The organism is Variovorax paradoxus (assembly GCA_016806145.1).
GTDB lineage: Bacteria > Pseudomonadota > Gammaproteobacteria > Burkholderiales > Burkholderiaceae_C > Variovorax.
The window spans coordinates 6,634,978-6,651,726 of the sequence record CP063166.1 but is presented as its reverse complement, the minus strand read 5'-3'; the positions used below and the strand labels follow the sequence as shown (position 1 = coordinate 6,651,726).

Sequence of the window (16,749 nt, the reverse complement as noted above, 5' to 3'; positions counted from 1 at the left end):
GCCCCGCCGTCCATGGCGTTCACGCTCGCCCAGCCGGTCCACAGCGAACTGCTGATCAAGAAGAGCCGCTTCATCGGCTGCGTGCAGTCCGTGCCCGACCGCGAGGCGGCGCTGGCCGTCGTCGCCGCGCTGCGCGCCGCGCATCCGGGTGCGGCCCATGTGTGCTGGGCGCTGATGGCCGGCGGCCAGTCGGCCGCCAACGACGACGGCGAGCCTGGCGGCACCGCGGGCCGGCCGATGCTCGAGGTGCTGCGCCACCAGCAGGTCGAGGGCGCGCTCGCGACCGTGGTGCGCTACTTCGGCGGCGTGAAGCTCGGCGCGGGCGGTCTGGTGCGCGCCTACACCGACAGCATCGCGCAGGCGCTGGCCGGCGCGACGCTGGTGCCGCTGGTGCGCCTGCGCACCTTGCGCTGCGAGGTGCCCTATGCGCTCGAGGGCCTGGTGCGGCGCGAGCTGGCCGCGGCTGGCGCGGTGCTCGAATCGGTGGCGCACGCCAGCACGGTGGCCTTCGTCTTCGCGCTGCCCGAGACCGCGGCCGAGGCCTTCATCGCGCGCCTCGACGATGCTGCCCAAGGGCGCGTCGCCTGGCCGCGGGCGTGATCCGCTTGCGCGGCACGGCCGGCGCATCGGCCGCGTCGGGCGCCAGCGCCGTCATCGCGAGCACGCCGCGCGACGCCAGCGGCAAGGCCGCCGCGCCGCCCTCGTCGTCGAAGGGCCGTCGCGCCATCTCGGCCGTCACGATGCCGGTGGGCACCGCGAGCACGCCCCAGCCCAGCAGCATCATCACCGAGGCGATCGCGCGGCCCAGGTCGGTCTTGGGCACCAGGTCGCCGAAACCCACGGTGGCCATGGTCGAGATCGCCCAGTACACCGCCACCGGGATGCTGGTGAAGCCGTGCTGCGGACCCTCGACCACGTACATCAGCGTGCCCATCACCAGCACCACCAGCATCACGAAGCCGACGAACACGGTGATCTTGCGGCGGCTGGCCGCCACGGCTGAGACCAGCGCGCGGTACTCGGCCGAATAGCGCGAGAGCTTGAAGATGCGGAACACGCGCAGGAGCCGCAGGATGCGCACGTCGATCAGGTAGGCGAGCTCGGGCGTGAGGATGGCCAGGAAGGTCGGCAGCAGCGCCAGCAGGTCGATCACGCCGTAGAAGCTCAGCGCATAGCGCAGCGGCCGCTTCACGCAGGCGAGGCGGCCCAGGTACTCGAGCGTGAAGAGCGCGGTGAAGAACCATTCGAGCACGCTGAAGGTCGAGCCCCAGCGCTGGTGGATCGGCTGCACGCTGTCGAGGATCACCACCGCCACGCTGGTCACGATCACCGCGATCAGCACCAGGTCGAACAGCCGGCCCGCGCGCGATTCCGATTCGAAGATCACCGAGAACAGCGAGCGGCGCCAGCCGTGCTCGGGCTTGCCGAAGCGCGCGTCGCCGGCCGCGGCCTCGGCCGTGAGGGAAGCGATGGTGTCTCGCGAGAGGAAGGTCGTCATGGTCGGGGATTGTCCGATGCGCTCCGTGGTTGGCACCGTCGCCGAATCGGACGATGATGGCGGGCGATCGATTTATTCGGTTACGCCTCTTGCGCAATGAAGTGCAAGAGGTGCCGAGTGCATTCTTACGATAGTCGTTTTCATGAGGAGCTCTCTTTTGGCCACTTCTTCCTCCCCGTTCTTCGGCAAGCGCGACCGCGAAAACGATGCATTGACCTCCAGGCCCGCGCCGCTCGTGGGCTCGGGCACCAACCTCTCGGGCTCCCCCGTCAATCCCTCCTCGTTGACCGCCCAGGCCGGCCTCAATGCCGCCTCGGCCGCCGCACCCGCAGCCAAGGAAGGCGGCAGCAAGCTCACCGTCGGCCCGAACATCAAGCTCAAGGGCGTCGAGATCACCGACTGCGACACGCTCGTGGTCGAAGGCCTGGTCGAGGCCACGATGGATTCGCGCCTGATGCAGATCGCCGAACAGGGCGAGTTCAAGGGCTCGGCCGAGATCGACATCGCCGAGATCCGCGGCGTGTTCGACGGCAACCTCACGGTGCGCGAGAAGCTCGTGATCCATTCGACCGGCAAGGTCACGGGCAAGATCCGCTACGGCAAGATCGTGATCGAGGAAGGCGGCCAGATCTCGGGCGAGATCAGCTTCGGCGCGAAGCCCGCGGGGCAAGCCGCGGCCTGATCGGCCGATCGGCCGTTTCCGATCGCAACGCGGGCCGGGTCAGGCTTTCTTCGAAGCCGCCCCGGTCTTCGCTTTTTTGGCCGCCGTGCCAGCCGTCTTCTTGGCGGCAGCCGGCGGCTTCGGCGTCTTGGGGGCCTTCGGTGCCGCTGCGGGTTCTTCCGCCGGAGCCGGCGCTTCCCAGCCCAGGCGCTTGAGCAATTCCGCCGCCGCCGCCGGTGCACGCTCCTTCGCGCCGTTGATGAAGTAGACGAACACCTCGCGCGGCTTCGCGGTCGTTCCGGCCCAGCCCTGCGCGCGCTCGGCCCAGTCGTCGAGCGCCTTCGCTGCATAACCCGTTTTCTGCTTCGCGTCGGCCATCATGAGCCGCGCATAGGCGAACTCGCCCTCGGGCTCGTCGAAGGACGGAAACTTGTCGGCGTCGGTGAAGACGGTCGACACCTTGTGCTTCTTCGCGAGCGCCTTGTAGGCCGGCACGATGAAGCTCTCGTGGCGCACGTCCATCACGTGGCGCAGCGGCGTGCTGCCCTCCTTCTTCGGCAGCAACTCGAGGAAGGCCTCGAAGTCCTCGGCATCGAACTGCTTGGTCGGCATGAACTGCCAGACGATCGGCCCGAGCTTGGGTCCGAGCTCGGTCACGCCGCTGTCGATGAAGCGCCGGATCGATTCGCCCGCGGTCGAAAGCAGCTTGCGGTTGGTCGCGAAGCGCGAGGCCTTCATCGAGAACACGAAGCCCTCGGGCGTGTCGTCGCGCCACTTGCGGAAGTTGTCGGGCTTGAAGGTGCTGTAGTAGGTGCCGTTGATCTCGATCGCGCTGACGTGGCGACTCGCGTAGTTCAGCTCCTTCGCGTGCGCGAGTCCCTTGGGGTAGAAGTTGTCGCGCCAGGGCTCGTAGGTCCAGCCGCCGATGCCCACCTTGATCCGAGTCGTCGATGCCTTGCTCACGTCGCCCTCCAGGTTGATCGACCGCACTCTACGCGCCCGCGGCCATGGGCGCAAAATGCGGCTTTTGTCTCGCCACCCCACCGCGGAGAACCCCGATGAACGCTCCCCTGCACCGCGAAATTCCCGCCGGCCTGCTCGACGCCGAGCGGGCCCTGTCCGACGTCACCGCCCAGTGGGACGGCGACATCGTGCGCCAGCTCACCGACTACATCGCCATTCCGGCCAAGTCGCCGGGCTTCGACAAGGACTGGTCGGCCCACGGCCACCTCGAGACCGTGCTGCGCAATGCCGCGGCCTGGGTCGAGGCGCAGAAGGTCGAGGGCCTGAAGCTGGAGATCGTGCGCCTCGAGGGCCGCACGCCGGTGCTGTTCTTCGAGGTGCCCGCCACCGGCACCGACATGCGCGAGACCGTGCTGATGTACGGCCACCTCGACAAGCAGCCCGAGTTCACCGGCTGGCGCAACGACCTCGGCCCCTGGACGCCCAAGTACGAGAACGGCCTGCTCTACGGCCGCGGCGGCGCCGACGACGGCTACGCGGTCTACGCGAGCATCGCGGCGCTGCAGGCCATCAAGCGCCAGGGCACGGCCCATCCGCGCATCGTCGGCCTGATCGAGACCTGCGAGGAGAGCGGCTCCTACGACCTGCTGCCCTACGTCGACGCGCTGCGCCCGCGCCTGGGCGAGGTCGAGCTGGTGATCTGCCTCGACTCGGGCGCCGGCAACTACGACCAGCTGTGGCTCACCACCTCGCTGCGCGGCATGGCCAGCGGCACGCTCAAGGTCGAGGTGCTGACCGAGGGCATCCACTCGGGCGATGCCTCGGGGCTCGTGCCCTCGAGCTTCCGCATCATGCGGCAGGTGCTCGACCGCCTCGAGGACAGCGCCACCGGCCGCCTGCTGCCCGCGAGCTTCCATTGCGAGGTGCCGCCCGACCGGCTGGCGCAGGCCAAGGCCACCGCCGCGATCCTCGGCGAGGAGGTCTACAAGCGCTTCCCGTGGGCGCACTACGACTGCGGCGGCTCCACCATGTTCGCGCTGCCGACCACCACCGATCCGGTCGAGGCGCTGCTCAACCGCACCTGGAAGCCCACGCTGTCGGTGACCGGCGCCGAAGGCTTCCCGGCGCTGAAGGACGCGGGCAACGTGCTGCGCCCCTACACCGCCTTCAAGCTGTCGCTGCGGCTGCCGCCGCTGGTCGACGCGGCCGAGGCGGTCGCCAGCCTCAAGACGCTGCTCGAGGACAACGCGCCCTACCAGGCGCGCGTGACCTTCGAGAGCAACGGCGGCGCCACCGGCTGGAACGCGCCCACCATCACGCCGTGGTTCGAGGACGCGCTCAACAAGGCTTCGCGCGCCCACTTCGGCGCCTCCTGCGGCTACATCGGCCAGGGCGGCACGATCCCGCTGATGAACATGCTGAGCGCCGGTTTCCCGACCGCGCAGATGATGGTCTGCGGCGTGCTCGGCCCGAAGAGCAATGCCCACGGCCCGAACGAGTTCCTGCACGTGCCCTACGCCAAGAAGCTCACGGCCGCCGTGGCCGAGGTGATCGCGGCGCTGCCGGCCGCGCACCGCGCCGCGCAGGAAGCACCGGCGGCCGCGTGAGCCGCGGGCCGCGTTGCCCGAGCCGCAGCGCGTGTCGCTCGCCGCGCCCGGCGGCGAAACGCTGGTGCTGCGCCGCCCTGCCCGCGCCGGGCCCGGCGCGCGCCGTGGTCGTGCTGGTGCACGGCCTCGGCGAGCATGCCGGGCGCTACCACGCGCTGGCCGAGCGGCTGCACGGCTGGGGCTTCGCCGTCTGGGCCCACGACCACCATGGCCACGGCGCCTCGAGCGGCGCGCGCGGCGGCCTGCCGAGCGAACTGCGGCTGGTCGACGACCTCGCGCTCGTGATCGACGATGCCCGCGCCGCCAACCCGGGCCTGCCGCTGGTGCTGCTGGGTCACAGCCTGGGCGGACTGGTCGCGGCGAGCCTGGTGGCGCGCGGCGTGCGGCCGGTCGATGGGTTGGTGCTTTCGTCGCCGGGGTTCGACCCGGGCTTGAGCGGATTCCAGAAGCTGCTGCTCGCTGTGCTGCCGCGCATCGCGCCCAACCTGCGCGTGGGCAACGGGCTCGACGACAACTTCCTCTCGCACGACCGCGCCGTGGTCCAGGCCTACCGCGACGATCCGCTGACCCACGACCGCATCGGCAGCCGGCTCGCACGCTTCCTCGCCTACGAAGGCGAGACCGTGCTGCGCCAGGCGCCGCGCTGGCCGGTGCCCACGCTGCTGCTGTACGCGGGCGACGATCGGCTCGTGAAGCCGGCCGCGAGCCGGGCCTTCGCGCAGGCCGCGTCGGTGAGCGGGCAGGTCGAGGCGCATGGCTTCGAGACGCTCTATCACGAGCTCTTCAACGAACGCGAGGCACAGCCGGTGTTCGACGCGCTCGAGCGCTGGCTGGAGCGGCGCTTTCCCGCCGCGGCCTGAGCGCGGGCGTTCAGGGCGCCGGCGCCCACACGGCGCGCTGCAGGTCGCGCTCGACCTCGCTCCACGCGATCGGCGCCACGTCGCCAAGGCAGCGGCCTTCGGCGCCCTCGAGCGCCACGCTCGCCACCGTCTGCTGCGCCTTGGGATCGGCCGCGCCCTGCACGTACCAGCCCTCCTCGACCTGCAGCCAGATCGCCAGGCCTTCGCCCACCGGCTTGCCGAAGCGATGGACCATTCCGCCGTCGCCAATCTCGCGTTGCCAGCCGCGCGCTTCCAGGCCGAGCAGGCCGGCGTTCGTCACCGTGCGGCCGGTCCACTGCGGCAGCGCGCGTTGTGCGCGCAGCGCCGGATCGAGCGTGAAGTGCGCCCGCGCGAGCTGTTCGAAGGGCTGCACGATCTCGTAGTCGGCCAGCACCGAGGCCCAGGCGGTCGCCAGCGCGGGGTCGCGCGCCGCGAACTCGCGCGGGTGCGCGATGCCGATGCGCGCGCCCTCGTCGTCGGGCAGCGCGAAGGGATCGTCGTGGGGATCGACCAGCTCGCCCTCGGCGCTCACGCGGAAGCTCGCTGCGAGTCCACCGCTCTCGTCGAACAGCCCCCACACCAGCTGCCGGACGAACACGCGCATCACCGGATGCCGCACCAGGAAGGCCATGAACTCGCCGTGCGTCCAGCGCCGCTGCTCGCACATCGCGGCCTCGAGCCGGCGCAGCTGCGTGGCCGCGACGGTTTTCGCCAGCTTGCGCAGTTCCTTGAGCTGCTCGGTCGCGGCGGCAGCCAGCGCCGCATCGTCGGCGGCATTGGGCTTGGGCAGCGCCTTCAGCGGCTTGCCCGCGTCGTCGCGCAGCAGCGGCTGCAGGCGGTCGTCCATCTGCAGCGTGAAGCGGCGCGGGCCGAAGTCGAGCGCCAGGCCCGCGCGCGCATCGAGCCCGAGCTCGGGCACCGTGCGGTCGGCCAGCTGCGCCAGGCTCAGGCCGCGCTGCGCCGCCACCTCGTCGAGCAGCGCGGAGGCCCGCGCGTTGAGGTCGGCGTAGCGCGTCTGGCGCGCGAGCTCGCCCAGGTGCATCAGCGCGGCGTCGCTGCCGATCTCGCCGAGCATCGCGAGCGCGTCGTAGGCGCGCACGCGGTCGAGCGCCGCGCGCCACTGGCGCAGCAGGCTCGCGAGCTGGCGCGCGGTCTCGTCGTCGCCGAGCCGGCCCTGCAGCGCGAACATCCAGCGCTCCTTGCTTGGCCGGCCATTGCCGATCCACCAGGCCAGCAGCGCGCGTGCGAAACGTGCCAGCGCCTCGGGCGCGACCGCGGCCTGCAGCGCGGCGAGGCCCGGGTACGGCGTCTCGGGCTTGCCGAGTGCCATCGTCATCAGCACGTCGGGCAGCAGCGCCGCCGGCAGCGCTCGCGTGGCGTCCTCGGCGAGCACCAGGCGCGGCAGGGTCGGCAGCGGCAGTGACTTCGGCAGTGTCGGCAGCGTCTCGGGCAGCAGATGTTCGGGCGCGATGGCGAGCAGCTGCGACACGGCCTCGGCCGCGACGGGGCCGTAAGCCATGGCCTGCGCATGGACCGCATCGGCATGGCCGGCTTCGTGCAGCCAGCGCAGCGCGGCCTGCGCCGCATCGCGTGCGATGCCCGGCGCGCCGAGCGCGTCGGGCACCAAGCCGCGCGCGGCGGCCTCGGGATAGCGGCCGAGCCAGGCGCAGGCTTCCTGCCGCACCCAGCGGTTGCCGTGGAAGCCCTTGGCGATCCAGGGCGCGAGCCGGTCCCATTCGATCACCGCGGCCAGCTCGAACATGGCGCGCGAGCCTTGCTTCAGATAGGGCGGCAGGCCCGGCAACGCGGCCGTGCCGAAGCGGTGCAGCAGCGGCCGCAGGTAGCTCGCGTCGCCCATGTAGTGGCTCGCGGGTGGCAGCCGCGCGAACACCGCCATCGCCAGCGGCTCGGGCAATTGCCAGAGCTGGTCGCCGCAGCTCCACGAGTCGCCGGGCGGCTTGCCGAAGTCGTCCGCCGACAGGCTGGCGCCGTGGTCGCGGAGCGCGTCCTCGATGCGCTCGGCCTTCAGACCCAGCATCCACAGCGCCTTGCGCGGGCGGTCCCAGGCCCGGGCCTCGGGCGGCGGCTGCGTCGTGTGGTGCGGACGCGGGTACTCGGTCAGCTGGCGTTCGCCGCGCTGCTGTGCCTCGCGCACTTCATCGGCCAGCCACTGCGCGGGCTCGCTGCTGACCGGGGGATAGCGCCGCGGCACCGCGTGCTGCCAGTGCAGCCGAGCGGTCTGTTCGACGGCATCGAGCGCCAGCACCGGGATCGCGGGCAGCGCCTGCCTGTCCTTCCAGGGCGGTGCGCGCAGGAAGGCCGGCCACTGCGCGGGTTCGGCATCGGCCAGTCCGCCGCCGTCGTCGGCCTGCAGCCGCGCGAGCGCCTTGCGCCGGGGCTCGTCGCAGGTGGCTTCGAGCGGTGCCTGCCATTCGGGATGCGCGGCCAGCAGCTCGAGCACCAGCGCCGCGCCGGCCTGGTGGCGCGACGGGTTGGCGGCCAGCAGTTCGCCCAGCACCAGCAGCGGCCAGCGCTCGGCCTGCTTCGCGAGCGCCGTCTTGCATTCGGGATGCCGGACCTGGCCCGCGAGGAAGCGCACCGCGTCGACGTGATGGATCGCGAGCAGGTCGGCCAGCGCCTCTTTGCGCGGCGCGGGCTCGAGGAACAGCGGCAGCGCCTCGGCGCCATGCAGCTCGAGCACGCGCAGCCTCTGCGGCCGCTGCTGCCAGGCGGGCTGCGGGTGGCGACCGATGTGGTCGAGCAGCTCGTGCAGCGGCTGGGTTTCGGACAGCGTGGCGCCGCACTGGCGGCAGGGCGTGTTGCGGAATTCGGCGAGCGCGCCGCGCATCGCCGCCGTCCAGCGGACCGTGCCATCGGGCAGCGCGCCCGGATCGTCCTGCTTCCCCTTGCGGCCAGCCGCCATCGCCTCTCCCCGTGGTTGATGCGGGCGGGATTGTCGGGGATGGCCGTGACCGATTCAGGCCGCGGTGCGCGCTCGGCGGCGCGTGTGCGCGAGCCACAGCAGCGCGGCGCCGGTCAGCGCCACCGGCACCAGCGAGCCGAGGTTCAGCAGCTGCCAGCCCTGGGTCGTCACCAGCACGCCCGAGGCGAAGGAGGTCAGCGCCAGCGTCGCGAACACGCAGAAGTTGAGCGCGCCCTGGGCCCGGTCGCGCTCCTCGGCCGTGTAGGCGGTCAGCGACAGCGTGGTGCTGCCGGTGAAGAGGAAATTCCAGCCCACGCCGAGCAGGCACAGCGCGATCGTGAAGTGCCGCAGCTCCACGCCCGACAGCGCGACCGCGATGCAGGCCAGGTTCAGCACCAGCCCCGCGCCCATCACCGGCAGCGCGCCGAAGCGGCGGATCAGGTGACCGGTGAAGAAGCCCGGCGCGAACATGCCGATCACATGCCATTCGAGCACCAGCGCGGCGTCCTCGAACGGCAGGCTGCAGATCTGCATCGCGATCGGCGTCGCGGCCATCAGCAGGTTCATCACGCCGTAGCCGAGCGCGCCCGCGGCGGCGGCCACGATGAACACCGGCTGCCGCGCGATCTCGGCCAGTGGCCGTCCGCCGCCCTGCGCGCGCGCGGGCGGCGCGGGGAACTCGATGAAGCGCATGAGCGCCATCGACAGCAGCGCCACCAGTGCGAGCGCGAGGTAGGCGCCCGCGAAGGGCACTGCGAACATCTGGCGCGTGGCGGCCGCGAGGTTCGGGCCTGCCACCGCGCCGATCAGCCCGCCGGCCATCACCAGCGAGACCGCCTTCTCGCGCCAGTCGGGCGCGGCGAGCTCGGCCGCCGCGAAGCGGTAGAGCCCCGCGTTGGCGTTGTAGTAGCCCGCGACCACGGTCGCGAAGCACAGCAGCCAGAAGTTCTTCGAGAACGCCGCATAGGCGCACAGCAGCGCCGAGCCCAGCGCCACCGCCAGGCCGATCTGGAACGCGCCGCGCCGGCCGAAGCGGCGCTGGCTGCGCACCACCAGCCCGGTGGCGAGCGCGCTGCCGACCACATAGCCCATCACGGGCAGCGTCGCCATCCAGCCGCGCGGCGCGATCGCGAGGCCGACCAGGCCGTTGATCGCGATGAAGGTGACGTTGTTGGTCAGGAACAGGCCCTGGCAGATGGCGAGCAGCCAGAGGTTGCGATTCATGGGGGAGGAAGCGGCACGGGGGTTGCGGACGATGGGCGAGCCCGCGGTTCTACGCGAACGGCCCGGACTGCGCCAGCGGGCCAAAAAAAAGCGCCCTCGCGGGCGCCGAATCCTTGATCCGCTTCTTGCAATTCAGGACTGCCGGCCTTGCAGCAGGCCGCTGAGCGAACCCAGCAGATCTTCGTGGTTGCCGAGCCCCTGCTCGGGCACCTTGCCGTGCGGCGTGAGTTGATCGATCAGGGCCGGCAGCATGGTGGCGAGCATCGGCAGCAGGGTCTGCGCATTGATGCCGAGCTTCGACGCGATGCTGGCGATGGTGTCGCCGCCCAGCGCATCCTGGAGCTGGCCGCCCGAGACCGGCAGGTTCTCCCCCTTGCCGACCCACGAGCCGATGACGTCGCCAAGGCCCGCCTGCTCGAACTTCGACACGAGGCCGCCAAGGCCGCCCGTGCTTCCGTTGTTGGCGAGCAGGCCGCCCAGCGCGCCGGCGAGGCCTCCCAGATCGCCCAGGCCGCCGAGTGCCCCGCCCTGGGGCTGCTGTTGCGCGGCGCCTCCGAGCACCTGACCGAGTACGGAGTCGAGCAATCCCATGGCTTTTCCTTGGTGTGTGACAGAACCGCGGGATTTTCCCTGGCGGTGGAATGTTGCCGAAATCTTGCTTGCTGACTTTCGGCTTACTACGTGACAAATTACTTGGTACGTGCCGCGCGTTTGGGCAGCAGGGCCGGGCTCACGCCCGGAACGCCGACCAGGCCCAGCACGGTGACCAGCGAATTCTGCGCGCCTTTCCATCCGTCTGTCACGTCGATCCATTCATGGGTCGAATGCGATCCGCCCGACTTGCCGCCGCCGCCGATGATGATCGCGGGGATGCCCAGCGAGATCGGCACGTTGGCGTCGGTACTGCCGCCGCGCAGCAGTGTCTTGTGGCCGAAGGCGCTGTTCGCGCGCACCGCGGCCTCCACGATCACCGAGTCGGTCGGCGTGCGGCCACCGGGACGGTCGCCGATCAGCTTGGTGCTCACGCTCAGCGTGTTCACGTTCCAGCGCCTGTTCTCCTCGGCCACCGCCTCGTCGAGCGTGGCCAGGATCTTCTTCTCGGCCTCGAGCAGCGAGGCCATGTCGTCCGAGCGGATGTCGATCGCCATGCGCGCGTCGGGCGCGATGGTGTTGACCGAGGTGCCGCCGCCGACCGTGCCGACCGTGAAGGTGGTCTTGGGGAAGCTCGGCGTGCGCACCTCGGCGATCTTGGCGATCGCGCGGCCCATGCCGTGGATCGCGCTCGGCACCTGGCCGAAGGCGCCGAAGCTGTGGCCGCCCGGGCCCTTGAAGCTCACCTCGTAGCGATGGCTCGCGGTGCCCAGCACCAGCACGTGGCCGTCGGGCGAGGGCTCGAGGCCGACCATGCCGTCGATGTCGAGGTGGTCGCGGAAGATCGCCTTCATGCCGCGCAGGTTGCCCAGTTCCTCCTCGCCGACGTTGGCGACGAACAGCAGGTCGCCCTGCGTCTGCACCTTGTTCTCGTTGAGCACCTTGAGCCACGACAGCAGCACCGACAGGCCGCGCGTGTCGTCGGCGATGCCGGGCGCATGGAGCCTGCCATCGCGTTCCTTCACCTTCACGTCCGTGCCGGCGGGGAACACGGTGTCGAGGTGGGCCGAGACCAGCAGCTTCGGGCCATGGCCCGTGCCCTTGCGCAGGCCGACCACGTTGCCTTCGGCGTCGATGCGCGCATCCGTCAGGCCGAGGGCCTTCATGCGCGCGAGGAAGGCCTCGGCGCGCTTCTGTTCCTTGAACGGCGGCGCCTCGATCTCGGTCAGCGTCTTCAGCTCCTCCACCGCGCGCTCGTGGTCCGCCTTCACCGCCTCGAGCAGCTTCTGGATCGCGGGCGCGGCCATCAGCTGCGTGTAGGCCCGGTCGACCTCGGGGCTCACCTGCGCCGGCGTGGGCGCCACCGGCGCGCTCTGCGCCCTGGCGAGCTGGACGGTGCCGAAAGCGGCCAGTGCGACGGCGAAGGTCAGCGGGGCGAGCCGGGGCGCGCGAAGCGGTCGATGCATGGGCGGGAGATCCTTTGGAAACGATGCAATGGAACGTGGAGCCCCATTGTTCCGAAAGGCCCGTGCTCGCGCGTCGCGGAAAACACCCACGAGGATTCCGGAGGAGCGGCCGAGGGGGCCGCCGGCTCACCTTGTCAGGCGAGCCGCACCAGCGCCGCGAGCGCGGCGGTCTCGGCGCGCAGCACGCGCGGACCCAGCGTTACCGGTGCGAAGCCGCGCGCGATGGCGTCGGCTTCCTCGGTGCCGCTCAGGCCGCCTTCGGGGCCGCTGAGCACCCGCACCGCGGCCGGGTCGCCACCGGCCTGCGCGAGCGCATCGCCGAGCGCGCGCGTGCCCTCGGCCAGGCTCAGCACGAGGCGCAGCGCCGGGCCGTGCGCGCCGTCGTCCGGCGCCGCATCGAGCCAGCCGGCAAACGGCCGCACCGGATGGATCGCCGGCACCCGGTTGCGCCCGCACTGCTCGCAGGCCGCGATCGCGATGGCCTCCCAGTGCGCGCGCTTCTTCTCGGCGCGCTCGCCGGCCAGCCGCAGCACGCCGTGCGCGGTGACCAGCGGCTGGATGCTCGCCACGCCGAGCTCGGTGGCCTTCTCGACCAGCCAGTCCATGCGCTCGTTGGCCGGCATGCCGACCGCCAGGTGCACGGCGCGCGCCGCCTCGCTCTCGCGCGCCGTGTGCGCACCGACGACCACGCTGACCTCGCTGCGGCCCATGCGCTCGACCGTGGCCGCGTACTCGCCGCCGCTGCCGTCGAACAGCACGATGGCATCGCCGGGCTGCAGCCGCAGCACCTGCACGTGGCGCGCGGCGCCGGGCGGCAGCGCCAGCGTGGCGCCGGCCTGCAGCGGAACGGAGCAGTGAAAACGCGGCATTGCTATGAGATTCGGAGCTGCATTCCCACGTTGCATGGGCGATACAGCGTCCCTTCCTTCAGGTTTCGTTCAGCGCTTCTTCAGCGGTCAGACCCGGCCGTAGGCGAAGCCGGTGGTCGCGGTCGTGCCCTCGACCTCGTCGATCACGCGCAGCAGCGGCGTGAGTTCGCTGTAGCGGCTGGCGGTGGCGCGGATGTAGGCGATGAAGCGCGGGGCGTCGGCGAGGTAGCGCGGCTTGCCGTCGCGCAGCGTGATGCGCGCGAAGATGCCGGCCACCTTGAGGTGCCGCTGCAGGCCCATCCACTCGACCGCGCGGTAGAAGGCGCCGAAGTCCTCGTCGACTGGCAGGCCGGCCTTGCGGGCCTTCTGCCAGTAGCGCACGGTGATGTCGAGCACGAACTCCTCGTCCCAGCTCAGGAAGGCATCGCGCATCAGGCAGGCGATGTCGTAGGTGATCGGGCCGTAGACGGCGTCCTGGAAATCGAGCACGCCCAGCGGCGCCTTCGCGCGCTCGGCGAGGGTGTCGCCCGGCGCCACCATGAGGTTGCGCGGCATGAAGTCGCGGTGCACGTAGACGCTGGCCGCGGCGAGGTTGCTGTCGACGATCAGCTTGAAGCTGCGCTCCAGCCGTTCCTTCAGCTTGCCCTCGATGGCGATGCCGCGGTGGCGGCCCAGGTACCACTCGGGAAACAGCGACAGCTCGCGCTCGAGCAGCGCGCGGTCGTAGGGCGGCAGCACGCCGGGCTTCGACGCGAGCTGCCAGCGGATCAGCGCGTCGATCGCCTGGTCGTAGAGCGGGCGGCTGGTGTCGGGGCGCTCGGGGTCGAGCACCTCGAGCATGGTCTGGCGGCCCAGGTCGTCGAGCAGCAGGAAGCCGTGGGCCTGGTCCCATTCGAGCACGCGCGGCGCATGCACGCCGGCCTCGGCCATGAGCTGCGCCACCTGGACGAAGGGGGCGCTGTTCTCCTTGTCGGGCGGCGCGTCCATCACGATGCGCGTGCCCTCGGGGCCGCTGCTGTCGACGCGGAAGTAGCGGCGGAAGCTCGCGTCGGCGGAGGCGAGCCGCACGGTGTCGGGCCGCAGGCCGTGCGAAGCCGCGATGCCGGCAAGCCAACCCCGGAACGCTTCGGCGCGTTGAGGATCAGTCCAGGAAATGGCCCCATGGAGGGCTGGGGCCGTGGAGGCCGGGGGCGGGGGTGCTGTCATGGATAATCGATTCTACAAACCGCCTGGCGCGGCAACCTCTGCGATCGGCGCCCGATCGGACCGGTTCGCCGCCGGCTCCCGCAACCGGCCGGCCTGCCGCGCCGCCTCCCCCGACGTTTCCTTTGTCCGAACCGATGCCTACGAATCCATGCCCCGACGCCTGGCACCTTGTGCGCTCGCTGCCTTCCTCGGGAGGACGCCAGGCTCTCCTCGGAACGGATCGGCGGGAGGCCTGATGAGCCGACGAGTCGACGTGCGCCGTTCCGGCCCGCCGCTGCCGCTGGCCCTCCTGACGCTGGCCCTGCTGCACGCGCATGGCGCCTCGGCGCAGGGCACGGGCCTCGACGGCCCGCTCACGCTCAAGCGCACGCCCCAGCTCGCCGAGACCATTCCGCCGCTGCTGCGCAGCCAGCTGCCCAGCCTCGTGAGCGGCGACCGCATCTCGGGCCGGCCCGACCTCGAGACCGTGGTGGAAGGCAATGCCAGCCTGCGGCGCGGCGAAACCGCCATCACCGCCGACCGCCTCGAGTACTACCAGCCCGACGACCGCGCGCGTGCCACGGGCAACGTGCGCGTCAACCAGGCGGGCAACGTCTACGAGGGCCCCGAGCTCGAGCTCAAGCTCGAGACCTTCGAGGGCTTCTTCAACAACGTGCGCTACACCTTCCTCGCCAATGGCGGGCACGGCGAGGCGCAGCGCATCGACTTCGTCGATTCCAACGTGTCGATCGCGCGCCAGGGCACCTACACCACCTGCCGCCGCGAGGACTTCCCGGGCTGGATGCCGGCCTGGATCCTGAGCGCCGCCTCGATCACCACCGACAGCGAGGAGAACGTGGGCGTCGCCAAGGACGCGCGGCTGAGCTTCATGGGCATCACCACGCCGGCGCTGCCCAGCCTGAGCTTCCCGCTGTCGAACGAGCGCAAGAGCGGCCTGCTGCCGCCCACCATCGGCATCGACAACACCAACGGCATCGAGTATTCGCAGCCGTACTACTGGAACATCGCGCCGAATCGCGACGCCACCATCACGCCGACGCTGATGTCCAAGCGCGGCATCAACCTGGGTTCGGAGTTCCGCTACCTCGAGAAGGGCTACAACGGCACCGTCCGGCTCGACCTGATGGGCAGCGACCGCCTGGTGGGCCAGCGCTTCAACGAGTCGCGCGCCACGCAGCTGCAGCAGCTGGCCAGCGGCCAGATCCAGGCCAAGGACCTCGACCTGCGGCAGCCCAGTTCCCGGCGCTGGGGCGTCTGGCTCAACCACCACCAGGATTTCGACGCCAAGTCGCTCGGTCTCGATTCGCTCGCGGCCAACATCAACATCAACCGCGTCAGCGACAACGACTACTGGCGCGACTTCACGCGCACGCCCACGCTGTCGCAACGCCTGCTGCCCAACGACGCCACGCTCAGCTGGAGCAAGGGCGACTGGAACGGCGTGGTGCGCGCGCTGCGCTACCAGACGCTGCAGTACACCCTGGCGCCCGTCGTGCCGTCGTACGACCGCATGCCGCAGATCACGGCCAACTACAACAAGTACGACTGGGGCGGCTTCGACTTCTCGTTCACCACGGACTACACGCGCTTCCGCGTGAACCGCATCGCCTCCGGCCAACCGGGCTACGACGCGGTCCAGCAGTCGCAGCCCGACGGCGACCGCCTGTACGCCGTGGCGGCGCTGAGCCGGCCCTTCCTCACGCCGAGCACCTTCGTCATCCCGAAGGTGCAGCTGCACGCCACCACCTACAGCTACTACGTGCCGCAGGGCGACATCCCGAAGCTCACGGTCAACAACGTGCAGTACGTGAACGGCATTCCGTACGACCCGAACTCGCCGGTGCTCTGGTCCACCTCGGCCAACCGCACGGTGCCGACCTTCAGCCTCGACAGCGGCCTGATCTTCGAGCGCGACGCGAGCTTCTTCGGCCGCGCCTTCCGCCAGACGCTGGAGCCGCGCGCCTACTACGTCTACACGCCCTTCCGCGACCAGAGCAAGCTGCCCAACTACGACACGGCCGCCAACGACTTCAGCTTCGCGACCATCTACACCGAGAACGCTTTCTCGGGCAACGACCGCATCTCCGACACCAACACGCTCACCACGGGCGTGACCTCGAGGCTGATCGATCCCGACACCGGTGCCGAGGCCGCGCGCTTCGGCGTCGCGCAGCGGCTGCGCTTCTCCGACCAGCGCGTCACGCTGCCAGGCGCGAATCCCGTCACCGACCGCGCGAGCGACCTGCTGCTGGGCGGCCAGATCAACTGGACGCCCAAGTGGAGCCTAGACACGGTCATCCAGTACAACCCCGACACCCGCAAGTCCACGCGCAGCGCCATCAGCGCGCGCTACAACCCGGCGCCCTATCACAACGTGAACATCGCGCTGCGCTACCAGGCGCCCAGCGATGCCTACCTCGCGGCCAAGGCGCTCAACCCGAACACCACCGCCGTCAACGACGGCAGCAAGTCGATCGACGTCGGCTGGCAGTGGCCGCTCAACGACTTCTGGGGCGACAAGGGCAAGGACCTCGGTCCCGGCAAGGGCCAGGGCGGCGGACGCTGGTACGCGGTGGGCCGGCTGAACTACGACCTGCAGGACCGCAAGCTCACCGACGGCGTCCTCGGCGTCGAATACGACGGCTGCTGCTGGATCGGGCGCGTGGTGCTGCAGCGCATCACCACCGGTCAGGTGACGGCCAACACCCGCATCATGTTCCAGCTCGAATTCGTCGGTTTCGCGGCCATCGGCTCGAGCCCGATGCAGGCCCTGCGCACCAACATCCAACGCTACCAGCCCCTGCGCACACCGGTCGAAGGGCCGAGCCGCTTCACCAATTACGACTGAGACGAGAGACCG

At 70.7% G+C, this 16,749-nt stretch carries 13 protein-coding genes; 5 read left to right on the top strand and 8 right to left on the bottom strand.

Going from position 1 to position 16,749, the window contains the following annotated elements; translation table 11 throughout:
• Positions 1-12: 12 nt before the first annotated feature.
• Positions 13-600 (top strand): YigZ family protein, encoded by a 588-nt coding sequence (locus INQ48_31110; GenBank protein QRF57670.1) that lies wholly within the window; start codon positions 13-15, stop codon positions 598-600.
• Here INQ48_31110 and INQ48_31105 read toward each other — a convergent pair.
• Positions 545-1,498, bottom strand: a complete 954-nt coding sequence (locus tag INQ48_31105; protein ID QRF57669.1) for an ion transporter — start codon at positions 1,496-1,498, stop codon at positions 545-547. The two genes, INQ48_31110 and INQ48_31105, sit on opposite strands and share 56 nt — an antisense overlap.
• A 142-nt stretch (positions 1,499-1,640) precedes the next feature.
• On the opposite strand from INQ48_31105, the gene INQ48_31100 reads away from it, so the two are divergent.
• On the top strand, positions 1,641-2,180 hold the full coding sequence (locus tag INQ48_31100; protein ID QRF57668.1) for a polymer-forming cytoskeletal protein: 540 nt from the start codon (positions 1,641-1,643) through the stop codon (positions 2,178-2,180).
• 39 nt (positions 2,181-2,219) lie between these two features.
• Here INQ48_31100 and INQ48_31095 read toward each other — a convergent pair whose 3' ends face one another.
• Positions 2,220-3,122 (bottom strand): DUF72 domain-containing protein, encoded by a 903-nt coding sequence (locus INQ48_31095; protein QRF57667.1) that lies wholly within the window; start codon positions 3,120-3,122, stop codon positions 2,220-2,222.
• A gap of 95 nt (positions 3,123-3,217) precedes the next feature.
• On the opposite strand from INQ48_31095, the gene INQ48_31090 reads away from it, so the two are divergent.
• Both INQ48_31090 and INQ48_31085 read left to right on the top strand, forming a co-directional pair.
• Positions 3,218-4,729, top strand: a complete 1,512-nt coding sequence (locus INQ48_31090; GenBank protein ID QRF57666.1) for a M20 family metallopeptidase — start codon at positions 3,218-3,220, stop codon at positions 4,727-4,729.
• Between the two features lie 104 nt (positions 4,730-4,833).
• Positions 4,834-5,589, top strand: coding sequence for an alpha/beta hydrolase (locus tag INQ48_31085; protein QRF60969.1), 756 nt, complete (start codon positions 4,834-4,836; stop codon positions 5,587-5,589).
• A 10-nt stretch (positions 5,590-5,599) separates the two neighbouring features.
• On the opposite strand, the gene INQ48_31080 is transcribed toward INQ48_31085, so the two are convergent.
• The 6 genes from INQ48_31080 to INQ48_31055 all read right to left on the bottom strand — a co-directional run bounded on the left by INQ48_31080 (position 5,600) and on the right by INQ48_31055 (position 13,889).
• Positions 5,600-8,533, bottom strand: coding sequence for a DUF4132 domain-containing protein (locus INQ48_31080; protein ID QRF57665.1), 2,934 nt, complete (start codon positions 8,531-8,533; stop codon positions 5,600-5,602).
• A gap of 54 nt (positions 8,534-8,587) precedes the next feature.
• Positions 8,588-9,757, bottom strand: coding sequence for an MFS transporter (locus INQ48_31075; protein ID QRF57664.1), 1,170 nt, complete (start codon positions 9,755-9,757; stop codon positions 8,588-8,590).
• A gap of 132 nt (positions 9,758-9,889) precedes the next feature.
• The gene (locus tag INQ48_31070) at positions 9,890-10,348 is read right to left on the bottom strand and encodes a DUF937 domain-containing protein (GenBank protein QRF57663.1); all 459 of its coding nucleotides are present in this window, start codon (positions 10,346-10,348) and stop codon (positions 9,890-9,892) included.
• 98 nt (positions 10,349-10,446) lie between these two features.
• Positions 10,447-11,814 (bottom strand): M20/M25/M40 family metallo-hydrolase, encoded by a 1,368-nt coding sequence (locus INQ48_31065; GenBank protein ID QRF57662.1) that lies wholly within the window; start codon positions 11,812-11,814, stop codon positions 10,447-10,449.
• Between the two features lie 134 nt (positions 11,815-11,948).
• Positions 11,949-12,683, bottom strand: a complete 735-nt coding sequence (locus INQ48_31060; protein QRF57661.1) for a 16S rRNA (uracil(1498)-N(3))-methyltransferase — start codon at positions 12,681-12,683, stop codon at positions 11,949-11,951.
• 87 nt (positions 12,684-12,770) lie between these two features.
• Complete coding sequence (locus INQ48_31055) at positions 12,771-13,889, bottom strand: phosphotransferase (GenBank protein ID QRF57660.1); 1,119 nt, start codon at positions 13,887-13,889, stop codon at positions 12,771-12,773.
• A gap of 235 nt (positions 13,890-14,124) precedes the next feature.
• Here INQ48_31055 and INQ48_31050 point away from each other — a divergent pair, with 235 nt between their 5' ends.
• The gene (locus tag INQ48_31050) at positions 14,125-16,737 is read left to right on the top strand and encodes an LPS-assembly protein LptD (GenBank protein ID QRF57659.1); all 2,613 of its coding nucleotides are present in this window, start codon (positions 14,125-14,127) and stop codon (positions 16,735-16,737) included.
• The last annotated feature ends 12 nt before the right edge of the window (positions 16,738-16,749 follow it).